The organism is Niabella sp. (assembly GCF_030150205.1).
In the GTDB taxonomy this organism is placed as follows: domain Bacteria; phylum Bacteroidota; class Bacteroidia; order Chitinophagales; family Chitinophagaceae; genus Niabella.
The window spans coordinates 1-16,637 of sequence record NZ_JASLGT010000028.1; the positions used below are offsets into that span (position 1 = coordinate 1).

Genomic DNA, 16,637 nt, shown 5'->3' on the forward strand with positions numbered 1-16,637 from the left:
GCCAAAGCGCCGGCCGCAACCCGGGCAGGTTCGCTTCGTTCGGCTCCGCTACGCTCCGCCTCACTTCGCTTCACCTGCCCGGTGGTTAACTCTCCAATACAGTTACTTAATATTTATTTACACAAAGAACTAAACACTACCAAATTGAGAGACCCTTCGGCTTCACTTTGTTCCGCTCAGGGTGACGGAACGGGGGTTACGTTCTTCTACCAGGATGGCCGCCCCATTACGGTTCGGTAAAATCGCAAACGGGATAAATATCCACGCCGCGGGATTGGATATAGGCGGCTTCTAACAGTTTCATTAAATAAAACCATACGGAAAATTCATCCATCTCCATGCTAACGGCGCGGTCCGTGACGCCGTGGTATAGCGCCAGTGCATGCTAATTTAATTTTGTCTAATTGCTAAGTAGTCCTTTGTTATGTTCATTTGGCTCAATTAAGTCCCACAAGTTTCCATATAAATCTTCAAAGACAGCAACTGTTCCATATTCAAAGTCTTGTGGTGGTCTTACAAAATTTATCTCCCTGCTTTTCAATTTTTCGTAATCTCTCCAAAAGTTGTCGGTAAAAAGAAATAAGAAAACGCGTCCTCCGGTTTGATTGCCAACAATTGAGCTTTGCCGTTCATTCGAAGCTTTTGCCAATAACAAACAACATTCTTTTGCTCCTTGGGGTGATAGCATTACCCATCTTTTGTCCTCACTTAGTTTTGTATCTTCTAACAACCGAAAGTCCAGTTTTTTTGTATAGAACTCAATGGCATCATCGTAGTCGTCAACTACTAAAGCAATATGTGCTATTCTTTGATACATTTTTCGTTTGTTTTGCTATATGTGCGTTACTTAAATTGTGTCTGTTGCAATGACCGCTAACTCTTAAATATACGCAATTTGCCTATTTTTAGGCGTCTATAATGAATGATAAATATGCCTTTTATAAAAATGTAGAATGCACGTGGGGGCTACAATAGCTTCTCAGGAAAGGCCAGGGCCGATTTGCAGTCCCGACCCTATGAGATGAGGTCCCGGTTTTTTACAAACCGGGTTTTTTATGCAAAAATTTGAAGGTGAAACAAGATTTACCAGTAAATTTGGGTAGATTAGATTAAACGAAAATCCTATGTTTGAAAAGTTGATTCCCAAAGAGGCAATAGAGCAGTATCATATTATCCAGGCAGAGGAAGACCGCAGTATTCATTGGAAAGAGCATCTGGGTTATGCCGTGCGGCTGGGTAATGAATTTAAGAGTAAAACAACCGTTACATTTAATACCACCGAGGGGCCCCAGTCTGTAGAAACAACCGTATGGTCGCTCACGGAAAATTATATTTCATTAAAAGGAGGTATCCTGATCCCGTTGAACAGCATTATCGATGTTCATTTTTAGTGTCTAAAATTCAGTTTCCCTTCAGTATTATCATCCAACTTTGCAGGAATGAATATCCTGATCGTTGAAGACGAGCCTGCATTAAGCAAAAGTATCGTTACCTACCTGAAACAGGAAGGCTATACCTGTGCAGTAGCAACAACCGCCGCAGATGCGCTGGCTAAAACAGAGGTATTTGATTATGATTGCATCCTGCTGGATATCATGTTGCCCGACGGTAACGGGCTCGACCTGCTCCGGATCCTGAAACGGGATAAACGTATGGATGGGATCATTGTGGTTTCTGCCAAGGATGCGCTGGACGATAAAATAGCCGGGTTACAATTGGGGGCAGATGATTACCTGGCCAAACCCTTTTATCTGCCTGAATTGAGTGCGCGTGTGGCTTCCGTAATCCGTCGCAGGAAATTTGAGGGCAGCAATGAGCTGGAGTTGAACGAAATCAAAATAGATACGGCTTCCCGGATGGTTAGGGTACACCATAATGTGGTGGACCTTACAAAAAAAGAATTTGATCTGCTCATCTATTTTATCGTTAACAAAAACCGCGTATTATCCAAAACAGCTATTGCCGAACACCTTTCCGGTTCGGATGCCGATCTGTTCGAAAATTTTGACTTTATCTATGCGCATATCAAAAACCTGAAAAAGAAGCTGGCGGCTGCGGGTGCAGATGATTACCTTAAGTCAATTTACGGGATGGGGTATAAATTTGAAGTGCTTTGAAGCTGATCCATTATATATCCACGCGGTATAGCCTTTATACGATCTTGCTGGCCATTTTATCGGTGCCGTTGTTTTATCTGCTGGTGCAGCGCATTATGATGTATAACCTGGATGAATCGCTGGGCTACCAGAAAGCCTGGATCCAGCAGAAGCTGGAGAACGGTCCGCCGGAGGATTTTACCTCTTACAATAACAGTGTGGTGATTACACCTACCGCTAATAAAACGGTACGCGATACGTTTTACAGTAAAGATATTTTCATACCTGAGGATCATGAAAGGGTAAAGCACCGGGTACTGGAATCGGTGATCCATGTAAACGGGAAGTACTACGCACTGCAGATACAGAAATCCATGCTGGAGGATGCGGATCTTGTAAAAAGCATATCCCTGCTGCAATTTGTTTTTATTCTTTTCCTGCTGGCCGGCCTGTTCCTGATCAACCGGAATCTTTCCCGTAATATTTTAAGGCCCTTCCAGGATACGTTGCGCAAGCTTGCTGACTATCGGGTAGACAAACATCAAACCCCTCAGTTTGAACAGACGGCCATACAGGAGTTTGAAGCGCTGAACCGTTCGCTGGACGCGCTGATACTGCGGAATGCCAATCTGTATAAGGCGCAAAAGGAATTTACGGAAAATGCGGCCCACGAAACACAGACGCCATTGGCCATTATTCAAAGTAAGCTGGACCTGCTGCTGCAAACACCTGTAAACGGGGAACAGGCGGGACTTATAGAAGAGTTGACCCTGAGTGTGCGCAAGCTTCAAAAGCTGAACCGTACGTTGTTGCTGTTAACAAAAATAGAGAACAACCAGTTCCCGGAAACCGAACCCATCGAAGTAAAAACCGTGGTCTTGCATACTGCGGACCAATTTGCAGACATGATTGCAGAGAAACAGATCCAACTGGAGACAGGCTTGCTGGAAACCTGCCATGTGGAGGCAAATGGTCCGTTGATCGATATCCTGGTCAGTAATCTTTTTTCAAATGCCTTCCGGCATACCGCTTCAGGGGGTAGGATCGGGTTATCATTAACCCAGCATATCTTTACGATTAGCAATACCACTTCCGGTTCAGCATTAAATGAGGAGCAGATCTTTCAGCGGTTTCAAAAACAGTCAACCGATTCGAGGAGTGTGGGGCTGGGACTGGAGATCTGCAAACAGATCTGCGAGTTATATGGATACCAATTGCAGTACCGGTTCAGGGAGCAGCAACATTTTTTTTCGGTTGTCTTTCCCTGATGCAGCGCCCGCAAATTTCACAGATAAGCGCAAACTCAATGGATGTGATGTATTTCTGCGTTTCATCGGCGGGATCTGCGGGAAACAAACAGCATCTTAAGCCCCTAATTTTTTGTTAAGGAGCTGGCTGGTTGTAAAAATTCCATTTTTCTACAGAATCACCCCCCAATTTTATACTGTCCGATTTTTATCCTACTCTAAAAAAATGTTGAAAATGAAAACGAAGATCTTACTGGCCGGCCTGTTTGCGGCGGCCAGCCTTACCGGGTTCGCCCAGTCAAAAAGCGCGGCTCCTGTACCGGCTGCTGTAAAAACTGCTTTTGAGCATCAGTACCCAGGCACAAAGGCGAAATGGGAACCGGAGGATGGTAATTGTGAAGCCTCCTTTATCAACAAGGGTGTAAAGACAAGTGCCGTGTATAACAAAGCCGGCAAGCTGGTAGAAACAGAAACGGCCATATCCGGGGATGCATTTCCCAAGGCAGCAAAGGATTATATCGCCCGGAAAAAATTGGGCGTCGTAACCGAAACTGCTAAAATCATAAAGGCAGATGGTACCGTATCCTACGAGGCTGAAATCAAGAAGACGGATTATTTGTTTGATGAAAAAGGAAATTTTTTACGTACACAAAAGGATTAGCCGGCAGACGCATTATAAAAACGAACGCATACGATGTACCGAATTTTTGTTTTGTTGACAGGAGTTATTTTTAGTTTGAATGTCCATGCCCAGTCAAAACTGCGGTTTCAGTTTCAAAACCCGGTTTCGGATAAGGCAGTTCCGGGGGTTACCGTTTCTGAGAATGGAAAAGCAACAGCCATTGCTGATAGCAGTGGCGTTGCTGTTTTGCCGGTTCCGGCAGGGATCCACAATTTTTCTTTTTCCGCCGTGGGTTATGAAAAGGAGCTATTGATGATTCATATTACGCACGATACGACGCTGGTTATAAAAATGAATGCCCTTGCCAGGGAAATGGATGAAGTAGTGGTAGTATCTACTACCCGGAATAATCAATCCATCGAAAACGCACCTATAAAAGTAGAAGTGCTGGGGAAGGAAGAAATGAACGAGGAAAATGGTATCCGGCCCGCTAATATCGCCAGTATTCTGGGTGATGTAAGCGGTGTACAGATCCAGCAAACCAGTGCCACATCGGGTAATTCCAATGTGCGCATCCAGGGGCTGGATGGGCGCTACACCCAGATCCTGCGGGATGGCATGCCTCTGTATGATGGCTTTAGCGGTGGGTTTGGCATCCTTACCATTCCGCCGCTGGATCTGCAACAGATCGAACTAGTAAAAGGATCAGCCTCTACTTTATATGGTGGTGGCGCCATTGGCGGATTGGTTAACATTATTTCAAAACGGCCAACAGCGGCGCAGGAAGGAACCCTTACGCTGAACCAGACCACCCTGAAGGAGACCGATGGAAATGTCTATTTGTCGAAACGGTATAAAGGATTTGGGTATACGCTTTTTGGCGGGTATATACACCAGAACCCGGTGGATGTAAACAAGGATGGCTTTTCGGATGTTCCGAAACTGAATAGTTATAATATACACCCGCGTTTGTTTTTCTATCCAAAAAATACCACCATCATCCTTGGTTATAACGGGAATGCGAATAATACGAAGGGAGGGGATATGCAGGTATTAAAGGGCAACTCCGATGCCGTGCACCAGTATTTTGAGCAAAACAACACAACACGTCATACCGGCGAACTGGTGGTGGAGCACCATTTCGATAGCGGTAAAAGCCTGTATTTTAAAAATACGGTAAGTGACTATACCAATAATTTTGCAGATGCCCAATTGAATTATAAAGGCAACCAGCTGAGTTACTACAGTGAGTTGTCTACACTGATCCCTTACGGAAATAAGAACAGTTTTGTAGGCGGGGTAAACGTAACCGGCCTTACGGAAATAAGAACAGTTTTGTAGGCGGGGTAAACGTAACCGGCGACCAGTTTAAGGCAACGCATCAGAATCAGTTTATCCCCATCGCTTCGCTGAACAATAATACCATCGGGGCCTTTGCACAAAATACCTGGACCATAAAAGATCAGGCTACATTGGAACTGGGCCTTCGGGATGACTATCATCAGAAATATGGCAACTTCTTTTTGCCAAGGCTGGCGTTTTTCAACCGGTTTAATGAGCATTGGGCCACCCGCCTGGGAGTAGGCTGGGGCTATAAAGTGCCCAATCCGTTTACGCCCTGGTATATGGATTATACCCCGGATAAAATTGCCGCCTTGCCAGCCAGTATCACGCCTGAAAAATCGGTAGGATATAATGCAGAAGTGAATTACAAGTTGGAATGGGAGGGTGGAAACAGCCTGTTTATTAACCAGGCCTTCTTCCTTACACAGATCAAAGATCCGATTTACGGAACCATTAATCCGGATGGAACCCTGCTCTATCAGAACGGGAATAAAAATGTGCTCAGCCGCGGTTTTGATACCTATGTGAAGGCCAAGCTGGATGAATGGGAGCTGTATGCCGGGTACACCTATACCGTGGTGACCCGCAACTATCTCCCTCAAAATCAGTTTATGCCATTAACCCCCAGGAACCGGACTTCTTTTGTATTGGCACGGGATTTTGAAAAAGCGGGCTTATTGACCGGACTGGAAGGTTCTTATAACGGAAGTCAAAAACGGCTGGATGGCTCCAATACGCCCGGTTATATGTTTATGGCGGCGGTGATTCAAAAGCACCTGGGCGATCATGTAACCCTGGTATTGAATTGCGAGAACCTGCTGAACTATAAACAAAGTAAGGTAGAAGCCTTGTATACGGGGTCGGTAACCGATCCGCAATTTAAACCGCTATGGGCACCTATCGACGGAAGAGTGGTAAATCTGTCGATTCGTCTTAAATTGTGAGCATGAAGAAAATCATATTCCTGTACCTGTGTTTTAGTTCATCCTTTTCTTCCCTGTTGGCCCAGCAGGATTCTACTGTATCGGCTGTTGATTCCGCTCAGATACGGCTTCGCGAGCAGCCGGCCTCCGGTAGCCCAGTGCGGTTAAAACAATTTATTGCACCGGCTACGCTGATCGCGTTGGGCGGACTGGCAGATGGTACCAATCTGTTCAAGGGATTGAATCAAACGACCCGGAACGAAATTGTAGAAGACCATCCGAACTTCGCAACGCATATCGACAATGTGCTGGAATACACGCCCGGACTGGCAGTGTTTGCGCTGCGGGGGCTGGGGATAAAAGGAAAAAATACGCTGGGGCATGAGGCTATCCTGTATGCCATGTCCCTGGGGATCAATGCGGCTTTGACGGTACCGTTAAAGCATATTACCAATGTGGAGCGCCCGGATGGCAGCAACCGTTTGTCCTTCCCTTCAGGGCATACGTCAACAGCATTTGCTTCGGCTGAGTTTCTCCGGAGAGAATACAAGGATGTATCGCCCTGGTATGGCGTTGGCGGCTACCTGGTGGCAACAGCAACCGGTGTGCTCCGGATGTATAACAACCGGCACTGGCTGGGTGATGTGGTGGCGGGCGCAGGGTTTGGTATCGCTTCTACTAACCTGGCCTATCTCTGTTACAATAAATTGCATATCGGCCAGAAAAAAGACAGGCAGGGAAGTACCACGTATTTTTATCCCGCTGTTTCGGGCAGGTCGTACGGGGTCGGATTGGTAAAGAATTTTTAGTAAAACAATTTATATGTGGTGGTTTTACGCATTGCTGTCGGCATTTTTTGCGGCGCTCACAGCCATCTTTTCAAAAATCGGTGTGTCTTCGGTAAATGCCAACCTGGCCACGGCCATACGCACCATTGTGATATTGCTGGTGGCCTGGGGCATTGTGTTTGTAAAGCGGGAGCAGCAGGGACTTAGTTCCATATCCCGGCATTCCCTGCTCTTCCTGGTTATTTCCGGTGTGGCCACGGGGCTTTCCTGGCTTTGTTATTTTAAGGCGCTGCAAATGGGCAAGGCCTCCCAGGTGGCGGCGGTAGATAAGCTGAGTGTACCGTTTGTGTTTGTGCTTTCCCTCCTGTTTTTAAACGAATCGCTCAACTGGAAAGCCCTGGTGGGCGTGCTCCTGATCGCCTCCGGTTCTGTTTTAATGATCCGGGCATAAAAGAACGGCAACGTTGCCCATGATCTGTATTCGGATTTATTTTAATAATTTCACCCTATGGCAATGGGAAGAAAACGGGCACAGGGAAAAACGGTAGACAATACCGGGCTGAATACGGCGGTAACGGCCAAGTACGCCCGTTTTATCAATAAAGATGGCAGCGTCAATGTGGTCAACCGGTCGGGATCGGTGTTTGATAAATACAGTATTTACAATTTCCTGATCAACCTGAGCAGCTGGAAATTCGGTCTGCTAATTATCGGGTTTTATACCATCATCAACCTGCTGTTTGCTTCTGTTTATTATTTGTTTTGTATTCCCCATTTACAGGGACTTGTAAGAGGCACCCCCATAGAAACCTTCGAGGAAGCCTACTTCTTTTCTTCGCAAACCTTAACCACGGTAGGATACGGCCGCATCAGTCCCATCGGGTTTATCACCAATACCATTGCCTCCATTGAAGCGCTGGTGGGCATTCTCACCCTGGCCATCATTACCGGTTTGCTGTATGGCCGCTTTGTAAAACCCCGGGCCTATATCCGGTTTAGTAAACACGCCATTATTGCGCCCTTCCGGGAAGGAAAGGCCATTATGTTTCGTATGGCGCCCATAAAAAACGCCACGCTTAGTGAAGTGTCGATACAGGTTACGGTAAGCATGCTGATCAATGAGAACGGTCAGGACAGTTACCGGTATTTTTCCCTGCCCCTGCAGTTCAATACCATTAATTCACTGCATATATCCTGGACGGTGGTGCATCCCATCAACGAGGAAAGCCCGGTGTACAATATGACCATGGCGGAGCTGGAGCAGGCCGATTTTGAAATGATGGTCTACCTGAAGGCTTTTGATGAAGATTTTTCCAACACGGTAATTGCACGTACCAGCTATACCTATGGTGAGTTGGTGAACGGGGCAAAATTTGTTCCGGTGTATCATGAATCCCCGGAAGGAAGGGGCACCATTGTGGAATTATCCAAATTGCACGACTACCGGCAGCATCCCGAAGCCGCGATCTGATGATTTGCATGCATTTCTTTAAATTTGCCTCGCTTGAAAATACGGTACCATATTATTATATATAGTTTGCTGGCAGCAGGGATCCTGTTGTTCAGCATGCCTATGTTAAGACCGGCCTGCAAGCGGCTGATGCACCAGGTGAGTGCGGCAGCCGGTAAGCACCCCGTTCCGGCCGGAGATATGGAGGCCCCGGCTTCCTGTGGTGTTGCGGGTATTGCCATTGAACCGGTTGTGGTGGAATATGTACCGGTGCTGGCTGCATTGATCCTGAAGAAGAACTACCCACCGGCAAAGACCCGCTTTCCGGCAGATCCTTTTCCCGAATGCATTGATGCGCCTCCGCGTGGTTGCCCTGTTGTGATATAAAATAAAGCCGCTGGTAACAAGAGGCTGGGCATATATAATCTTAATTTAACAATCAAAAAACAGTGAATGAAACTGAATACTATTATACTAATGATCGGGTTGGGTATGGTTACCCTTGCAGCCTGTAAAAATGAAGAAAAGCCGGATACGGCTAACAGCACGGCACCTGCTGCAACAGATACAACAACAGTGGCACCCAATGTGGAAACGAATACAGCACCGGCAACACCTGCGGTATCGATGATGCCGGCATTTAAAATGTCAGACGAGCAGGGCAAGCCGGTAACCCTTGAATCCCTGAAAGGAAAAAAAGTGGTGGTGAATATCTGGGCCTCCTGGTGCCCGCCCTGTCGCGCGGAAATGCCTTCCATTCAGAACCTGTATAAAAAAACGGATAAAGAAAAAGTGGCCTTTGTATTACTGTCGGTAGATGATCAGATGGAAGACGCTGCGGCATTTAAAAAGAAACAGGGCTTAAACATGCCGGTGTTTTTCCCCGCGGAAAACCTGCCGCTCCTCTTTAATGTACAGGCCATTCCTTCCACTTTTATTTTTAATGAAAAAGGAGAGCTGATCAAGAAAATGGAAGGCATGGAAGACTATGATACCCAGGAGTATGTAGATCTGCTGAAGGGGTAATTATATACGTTAACAGGTTAATAAGTTGATGGGTTAACAGGGGTATTAACGGAAAACGTTGCTCCCTTGTTAGCCCGTTTGCTTTATGCATGTTCTGGTAAATGTGTAGGCCCGTCATAGGGCTTTTTTATTGTCCCGGCTGTAGTGCCGATGGCAGCTGTCTTGCGTCGCACACTTCAGCAGCTCAATATAGGGCAGCTGGTTGTTTTCGGGGGACTTGGGCGACTGGTTCGACATTGAGTAATCCCCAGGGTATGATTGCTTGCCCTGGTCGACCAGGGCAACACGTAATTATTTCACTTTTCCAAGAAATAGCTGCAATACCCATGTTCTCCAAGTCCCACCAGTCCCCTCAATGATGTGGTATTATTTATTATAGCAGTTCTATTTCCCTTTAAAAATTGGATCATCAAAAAACTTACTTAATGAAATTCCAATCTCTTTACAAATTTATTAACGGTATATATAGTAGCGCCGCGCCCGGTTTTCCCATCGGCTTGGGATTTACCGGTCTTTTTCAGCATCGCTTGCAAAAGCGGATTGTTTTTTCCAGAGCTTTCCCGAAGACTTGCTTCGGCTGCGCTCGAAATGACAATGGTCCTTTTGTCATCGAGGCCATTGAGTTTGCATCACAAATGGAATAATCGGGGTGCAAAGCGCATTACATAAAAACAAACCAGGCTGGCGTTGGTCTTCTGACCAGGGCCTGCTGTTTAGTTAAGCCAGAAATGGCCTATAAGCTCCGGCCACCAGTGAAAGCCTCCGCTCAATGTCCCGCCGGTCTCCCCGTCACCAGGCAAGCACCCAAATCATTTCACCATCCCGTTATAAAGTTCATTAATCACATCATACAACAATGCCACTACTGATTTTTTATACTGCGGCAGGCAGCCATTGGTGATGACCACAAACCCAAATTTCTTTTCCGGTTGAAAAAACATACTGCTGAACAACCCATAGGCATCACCGGTATGGCCCACCATTTTTTCACCGTCTATTAACTTTTCGGTTGACCAAAGCGCAAGGCCGTAGTTCTCCTTGTCGGACAGTTTGGTTTGCATGGTCCTGCTGCTTGCTTCACTGATGATCCGTACATTATTGGAGGTACCATAGTTCATATGCATCATCATATACCGGGCCAGGTCCAGGGCGGAGATCTTCATGCCACCGGTAGGCGAAAATACAGGCGTGCTGTATCCCCTGGTATAGTTGGCCAGCTTAGCCTTTGGAGAAGCATACGCACCCGGGGCAACTTCAAAGGTTTTTGAAGAATCGTTGTATTCATAAAGCGGCACCAGGCGGTTGCGGTCCAGCGAATCTACATTGTAGCCACCATATAAACGGAGCGGATTTAAAATGTGATTCTTTACATACTGGTCAAATTGCTCTCCGGAAAATTTTTCCAGGATGCTGCCGGCCAGGTTAAAATTCAGATTGCAGTATTGATAACCTTCCCCGGGTTTGTAATCATTATAGCATTGCGCCCAGTTGGGATTTTTATCGGGGTTAATGGCATCCAGCGTGAAATAACCGTTTTTATCGTTGATGCTGGATGTGTGGGAGAGGATCATTCGGAGGGTGATCGGCACATCGGGGTATTTAGGATTGTGCACCTTAAAGCCAACGAGTTTGCTTACCGCATCATCCAGGCTCAGCTTGCGGGCTTCCACCAGCTGCAACAGCGAAGTGGCAGTAAAGGACTTGGAAATAGAAGCAATACGGAAGATATCGGTGTTCTGGATAATGGTTTTATCCTCCCTGTTCTTGTATCCGAAAGACTTATTGAAAATGATCTTATTATCTTTTACAACAGCTACGGATAAGCCAATAGCCTGATATTGCTGCATCAGTTTTAATAGATTCGTTTCAACAGAAGTTTGTGCCGTTGCGTTCCCCAGCAATAGCCCCGTCAGGAGCATGATAAAAAAACAATGTTTCATCGTTGATCAGTGGTTTGGAAAAGAAAGATACAATTATACTTCGTCTTTGCTCAGTATAATGGAAAATTGATCACTTTTTTTATCCGTTGCCCGGCACAAAGGCAGAAAAGGTCAAACTTATTGTATAACTTTGAGCGAAGTGGCAAACGATCGGTGACCTTTGAATAGCGGAAAAATCCATCTTTTAACGGTTAAACCTGAATACCATGAGCACAACATTGTTGGAAGAGCGCCTGAAAAACTGGTGGCTGCTTCTTGTTTCCGGGATCCTGTTTGTATTGCTGGCCTTTTATATTTTTAACCAGCCGGTAGCCTCTTATCTCGCCCTGTCCATTTTCTTTGCTTCCACATTTTTGGTAGCGGGTGTTTTTGAAATTGCCTATGCGGTCAGCAGCCACAAGCACGACCAGGGCTGGGGCTGGTCTTTATTTGGCGGTATTGTAGACCTGCTGTTTGGCATCTTCCTCCTTTCTTCACCGGCGCTTACCATGGCCGTATTGCCGATGTACATTGGTATCGTCATTTTGTTCCGTGCCCTGATGGGCGTGTTTTATGCCTTTCATTTAAAGAAGGCGCAGGTGTCCGGTTGGGGCGGCGTGCTGTTTATGGCCATCATCGGGATCCTCTTTGCCTTGCTGATGATCGGCAACCCCGTCTTCGGCGGACTGACGATCATCATCTATACTGCGGTTTCTGTTTTAATGCTGGGCATCGTTCAGATCGTGCTTTCATTGCGGTTGCGGAAATTGAAAAAGCGGTTGGAATCCTGATCCGCTATCAATTTTGTTTCGCGGTCGTTGGCGGTAAGGATCTGTTTTCGAATAGGCTTCATTCAAATCAGGCTTCACTGTTTGCGGCAGCAATAATTTTGACATGCTAACGAAGCGATTACATACTCGCGGGGCGTCCGCCGCACAGCGAAAGATAAAATCAAGTGGAATGGCGGTTGTGACGCCAATAAGAGCGTCTCAAAAATAAGGTTGTGCGAAAGGGTGTCATAACCAGGCCTGCAACGCAGATTTTATCGGTTCCGCATTGCCCGTAAATGTTCGAAAAATACCGAAATTTCATCGGGCGGAACTCGCCTTGTGGCGGACAAGATTTTTATTCGCTGATTTATTATTTTTTTAATGGACCTTATGAGCTCCCTTCGGTCGGTTGCTCCACTTTTCATTCCCGATTGATCCTATCGTGTGGACACATTTTTTGGGGTTGTACCGGGCGATCATTCTATAACTGTGCCCGCAGGGTGCCATGTGCAAAGCCCCCGGCTTTAGCCGGGGGAAGAGAAGCGTAGCCGATGCGGCCCCGGAGGGGTCGAATGGGATGAACCAGATTGGTTCTTCGAAAATTAAATGTAAATTAGAGCGGACAGAACAATATTTTATAACCTATGAAATCAATATCATGAGCTACCGCCAAATTTTCTACCAGATTATTTTTGCTACTAAAAATCGCCGTAAAACAATTACAGAAGCGCACTGTGAAGAACTTTACAAGTACATCTGGGGGATTGTAAAGAATAAAAAATGTAACCTCTATCGCATCAACGGCATAGAAGATCATATACATATTTTTTCAGATCTTCATCCGTCAACATCACTTGCGGATTATATCAGGGATATAAAAGCATCCAGCAGTATATGGATGAAAAACAGCAACCTGTTTCCTGAATTTCGTGGATGGCAGGAAAGCTATGGCGCCTTCACCTATTCAATAAAAGAGAGGGATATCATCATCAACTATGTCAAGAATCAAAAAGAGCATCATAAGAATGAAATGTTTTACGATGAATATAAGCGGTTGCTAATTGAGAATGGCGTTGAATTTGACGAAAAATATTTATTATGAGACCCTATTCGACCCCTCCGGGGCCGCGTCCTATACACCATCTGTTACCCCTGGCGCAGCCAGGGGCTATGCACATTAGACCCTTTGGGCCACACCCGCTTTATTTCGATAAGTATTCGTTATTCAGTTGTTGTAAAATTGCCTTTTATGAAACTCCAGGTTCTTTGACCATCTTTAAGAAATGTGTCCACGCGATAGGATTGATCGGGAGAAAAGTGGAAAAAGAAAAATCCAGGAAGTCCAACTTAAGCAGCTAGCCCTTTATATAGACTCAACGCTGCACTGCAGCTTTTCACTGGGTGAAAATTTATGTACTTACAACAGCGGAGACAACAACCTGCAGGTTTTTTCAAACAGCTGAATATACAGCGGCCGGCTCAGCCATTTTTCAGCGTCGATCTGTTCCGCATCCAGCAGGTCATTTTCAAAGGCCTGTGCCAGCTGCTCCGCAATCGCGGTATCGTATACGAGGGCATTCACTTCAAAGTTCAGGTCAAAGCTGCGATGGTCCATATTGGCCGTGCCCACCATTACCAGGTTGCGGTCTGATACCAGGGTTTTGGCATGCACAAATCCCTTTTTATAACGATAGATCGCTACACCTGCTTTCAGCAATGTAGCATAATAGGAATTAGCGGCGGTATTTACGAGTAACGAATCGGAAATGCCCGGTACCAGGATCCGGATCCTGATGCCACTGTAGGCTGCTACGATGAGGGCCTCCATAATGCTTTCTCCGGGGATGAAATAAGGCGTGGTAATCAGCAACTCTTTTTTAGCCAGACCAATGGCCCGCAGGATGGCATAAAGAATAGTTGGATTATCGGAATCCGGACCACTCACGGCGGTTTGCACCAGCTTGTTTTCCTTCTGCAGGAGGGTATGCACGGGTGGAAAAAAATGTTCATTCACCGTAAGCCGGTCGCCGGCACAAAAATTCCAGTCGGCCAGGAACAGGTATTGCAGGTAATACACACCGGGGCCCCGGATCATCAGGTGGGTATCCCGCCAATAGAGTTTGTTATTAAAAGCCGGATCGTTCACATACTTATTGCTTACATTAATACCGCCTACAAATGCGGTAAGTCCGTCAATGATGATGATCTTCCGGTGGTTGCGGTAATTGAGCCGGTTAGCCAGGGCAATAAAAATGATCTTGTGAAAAGGAAAGGCCTTCACACCCGCACTACGCAGGCGTTTGACCAGTTTTCTCCGGATGGAATGACTGCCAAAATCATCATAGATAAAGCGGACTTCAACACCCTGCTGTACTTTTTCAATCAGCAGATCGGCAATCGCATTGCCGGTTTCGTCGTTCTCGTAAATATAATATTCTATGTGAATGTGATGGGTGGCCGCGCGCAATTGTTCCAGCACCCGGGGAAACTTTTGCTCGCCATTTAATAGCAGTTCTACATGGTTCTGTCCGGTTAGCGGACTGCCCTCCCGGAGTAAGTATTGAAAGAGCCGGTCATTATTACTTACTGCTGCTTTTCCCTGGGTATATGCTTCCAGCGAGCTGGACTGTATCCGGTCGTTGAGCGATTGTTCCATCGCCTCATTCATCAGCAGTTTTTTGCTGTACAATTTTCTGCGCCGGTAATTAATACCAAAAGAAAAATAAGTAAACATGCCAATCACCGGTAGAAAGATGATCAGCAGCAGGTAGGCCAGCGTTTTGGTGGAGCTGCGTGTATCATAGATCACCCGCATGCAAACCAGGATCACCAGGATCACATACAGTACTTCTGCCACAAGAAGCCAACTCCAGTTCATACCTGTAAGTTAGCTCAAGGAATTTAAATTAACCAATGTAAAATGTAAAAGGAAGCGGGCCCTCGCTGTTGCTCCGCAAATCGCATTCTTAAAAAACAATCGATACTGTTGCATTCCTCGGTCCCCCCAGTCTCCCCGTCCCTTAATGTTGGCGCGTGAGAACACGCGCCAACCAGAAAATCACCCCTCTGCAAAAATATCCTTCAACAACGAATAAGACCGCAGTTTCTTTTTCTGATCAAACACCTGCGAAATAACCATCAATTCCTGTATCCCTGTCTGCTCAATAAAATCCGTTAGCTCCTCCTTTACTTTTTCCTTACTTCCAAAAAAAGCATTGGACAGCATGTGCATTACCCCGTATTTCTGTTCCGGAGTCCAGAGCTTTTCCAGTTCTTCGTGTGTAATGGGCGGTTGCAGCGGTGAGCGACTATTGGTAAAAATACCCAGGAACATCCGGTAAAGCGAGGTGGAGAGTGCCGCTGCTTCGGCAGAGCTATCGGCTACAATCACGTTTACACAGGCCATGGCGTAAGGCTTGTCAAGTACGGCGGACGGTTTAAAGCGACTATGATAGATCTCCATCGCCTGTATCAGTTGCGCGGGGGCAAAGTGTGCTGCAAAGGCATAAGGCAAACCCATCTCTGCAGCCAGGTAGGCGCTATCGGTACTGGAGCCCAGCACCCATAGGGGAATGTCCACGCCCTCACCGGGGAGCGCCCTTACTTTAGAGTGACTGTTCTCCTTACTGAAGTATTGTTGCAGGGCTTCGATATTACTTTTAAAATCATAGGGGATGTTAACCGGCGCCTGGCGGATGGTCATAGCGGTAAGCGCATCGGTGCCGGGAGCCCGTCCCAGACCCAGATCGATCCGGTTGGGATACAGGATGCCGAGGGTACCAAATTGCTCAGCGATGATCAGTGGCGAATGGTTGGGCAGCATAATACCGCCGGATCCTACACGGATGGTTTGGGTACCGCCGGCTACATAGCCAATGAGGATGGAAGTAGCAGCACTGGCCACGCTTTCCATATTATGATGCTCAGAGAACCAGTACCGGGTATAGCCCAGCTGTTCGGCATGCCGGGCACTTTCCAGGCTGCGTTCAAAGGTTTGTTGTAAAGTATCGCCCTGGCAAACGGTAGCCAGGTCCAGGATGGAATACCTGATGTTTTGTAAACGGCTCATATATCCGGTTTTACTGTTGGCCCCGCATTTCCGGGAAACAGGCAAGTAAAAGAACAGTTCTGGAAGAAAAAAGTTTTAAGGCCACTGAGGCACAGAAACACAGAAGGGCTTCTTTTTACTTTAGAACCCATTGGCAAAAGTTTTGCACACATGTCTCCCTGGTCTTCCCGTCCCCTAAGCCGCACTGGCAATAACAGCCCCTTTACCATTTCGTAATATCGCCAACTATTTAATCGATTGTAAATGAATTATTAATGAGCCATTTTATAATGCCTTTAACACGATTCGCCGTCCAAAATAACCGTTGGGTATCATGTTCCCGGCAGTATTTTGTAACCATAAAACCGGTTATTAAAACTACCTTGCATAGAGCGATTTGTGTT

At 46.4% G+C, this 16,637-nt stretch carries 19 protein-coding genes; 15 read left to right on the forward strand and 4 right to left on the reverse strand.

Translation table 11 applies throughout. From position 1 onward, the window contains the following. Positions 1 to 240 (forward strand): hypothetical protein (locus Q1V85_RS21405; RefSeq protein WP_300603025.1); only part of this gene is annotated, 240 nt, incomplete at its 5' end. 160 nt (positions 241 to 400) lie between these two features. On the opposite strand, the gene Q1V85_RS21410 is transcribed toward Q1V85_RS21405, so the two are convergent. After that, positions 401 to 817, reverse strand: a complete 417-nt coding sequence (locus Q1V85_RS21410) for a VOC family protein (RefSeq protein WP_300603028.1) — start codon at positions 815 to 817, stop codon at positions 401 to 403. Between the two features lie 307 nt (positions 818 to 1,124). On the opposite strand from Q1V85_RS21410, the gene Q1V85_RS21415 reads away from it, so the two are divergent. From Q1V85_RS21415 to Q1V85_RS21470, 12 genes are all read left to right on the forward strand, one after another. Beyond that, entirely contained in the window at positions 1,125 to 1,391 is a 267-nt protein-coding gene (locus Q1V85_RS21415; RefSeq protein ID WP_300603031.1) for a hypothetical protein, read from the forward strand. A gap of 48 nt (positions 1,392 to 1,439) precedes the next feature. Further along, positions 1,440 to 2,117, forward strand: coding sequence for a response regulator transcription factor (locus tag Q1V85_RS21420; protein ID WP_300603034.1), 678 nt, complete (start codon positions 1,440 to 1,442; stop codon positions 2,115 to 2,117). Continuing rightward, positions 2,114 to 3,364 (forward strand): HAMP domain-containing sensor histidine kinase, encoded by a 1,251-nt coding sequence (locus Q1V85_RS21425; RefSeq protein WP_300603037.1) that lies wholly within the window; start codon positions 2,114 to 2,116, stop codon positions 3,362 to 3,364. The genes Q1V85_RS21420 and Q1V85_RS21425 overlap by 4 nt, the downstream gene beginning before the upstream one ends. A 214-nt stretch (positions 3,365 to 3,578) precedes the next feature. Next, a complete protein-coding gene (locus Q1V85_RS21430) occupies positions 3,579 to 4,004 on the forward strand; it encodes a hypothetical protein (RefSeq protein ID WP_300603039.1) in 426 nt (141 codons plus the stop codon). A 33-nt stretch (positions 4,005 to 4,037) separates the two neighbouring features. Beyond that, positions 4,038 to 5,306 carry a TonB-dependent receptor plug domain-containing protein gene (locus tag Q1V85_RS21435; RefSeq protein ID WP_300603042.1) on the forward strand — a complete coding sequence of 423 codons (1,269 nt, stop codon included), beginning with the start codon at positions 4,038 to 4,040 and terminating at the stop codon, positions 5,304 to 5,306. Between the two features lie 83 nt (positions 5,307 to 5,389). Next, positions 5,390 to 6,253 carry a TonB-dependent receptor gene (locus tag Q1V85_RS21440; protein WP_300603212.1) on the forward strand — a complete coding sequence of 288 codons (864 nt, stop codon included), beginning with the start codon at positions 5,390 to 5,392 and terminating at the stop codon, positions 6,251 to 6,253. 2 nt (positions 6,254 to 6,255) lie between these two features. Then, on the forward strand, positions 6,256 to 7,041 hold the full coding sequence (locus tag Q1V85_RS21445; protein ID WP_300603044.1) for a phosphatase PAP2 family protein: 786 nt from the start codon (positions 6,256 to 6,258) through the stop codon (positions 7,039 to 7,041). 13 nt (positions 7,042 to 7,054) lie between these two features. Next, entirely contained in the window at positions 7,055 to 7,471 is a 417-nt protein-coding gene (locus tag Q1V85_RS21450) for an EamA family transporter (protein WP_300603046.1), read from the forward strand. A gap of 57 nt (positions 7,472 to 7,528) precedes the next feature. Next, positions 7,529 to 8,491, forward strand: a complete 963-nt coding sequence (locus Q1V85_RS21455) for an ion channel (RefSeq protein WP_300603049.1) — start codon at positions 7,529 to 7,531, stop codon at positions 8,489 to 8,491. A gap of 33 nt (positions 8,492 to 8,524) precedes the next feature. Further along, complete coding sequence (locus Q1V85_RS21460) at positions 8,525 to 8,857, forward strand: hypothetical protein (protein WP_300603051.1); 333 nt, start codon at positions 8,525 to 8,527, stop codon at positions 8,855 to 8,857. Positions 8,858 to 8,923: 66 nt separating this feature from the next. Further along, entirely contained in the window at positions 8,924 to 9,496 is a 573-nt protein-coding gene (locus tag Q1V85_RS21465) for a TlpA disulfide reductase family protein (protein ID WP_300603053.1), read from the forward strand. A gap of 425 nt (positions 9,497 to 9,921) precedes the next feature. Continuing rightward, positions 9,922 to 10,140, forward strand: coding sequence for a hypothetical protein (locus tag Q1V85_RS21470; protein ID WP_300603055.1), 219 nt, complete (start codon positions 9,922 to 9,924; stop codon positions 10,138 to 10,140). A gap of 165 nt (positions 10,141 to 10,305) precedes the next feature. Here the strand turns inward: Q1V85_RS21470 and Q1V85_RS21475 are convergent, their stop codons facing one another. Beyond that, a complete protein-coding gene (locus Q1V85_RS21475) occupies positions 10,306 to 11,436 on the reverse strand; it encodes a serine hydrolase domain-containing protein (protein ID WP_300603058.1) in 1,131 nt (376 codons plus the stop codon). 206 nt (positions 11,437 to 11,642) lie between these two features. Between Q1V85_RS21475 and Q1V85_RS21480 the strand changes: the two genes are divergently transcribed. Then, positions 11,643 to 12,206, forward strand: coding sequence for a DUF308 domain-containing protein (locus Q1V85_RS21480; protein ID WP_300603061.1), 564 nt, complete (start codon positions 11,643 to 11,645; stop codon positions 12,204 to 12,206). Between the two features lie 637 nt (positions 12,207 to 12,843). Then, a complete protein-coding gene (gene tnpA / locus Q1V85_RS21485; RefSeq protein WP_300603064.1) occupies positions 12,844 to 13,287 on the forward strand; it encodes an IS200/IS605 family transposase in 444 nt (147 codons plus the stop codon). 315 nt (positions 13,288 to 13,602) lie between these two features. Here tnpA and cls read toward each other — a convergent pair whose 3' ends face one another. Further along, the gene (cls, locus tag Q1V85_RS21490) at positions 13,603 to 15,063 is read right to left on the reverse strand and encodes a cardiolipin synthase (protein ID WP_300603067.1); all 1,461 of its coding nucleotides are present in this window, start codon (positions 15,061 to 15,063) and stop codon (positions 13,603 to 13,605) included. A gap of 180 nt (positions 15,064 to 15,243) precedes the next feature. Then, positions 15,244 to 16,254 (reverse strand): LLM class flavin-dependent oxidoreductase, encoded by a 1,011-nt coding sequence (locus Q1V85_RS21495; RefSeq protein ID WP_300603070.1) that lies wholly within the window; start codon positions 16,252 to 16,254, stop codon positions 15,244 to 15,246. Positions 16,255 to 16,637 lie beyond the last annotated feature (383 nt).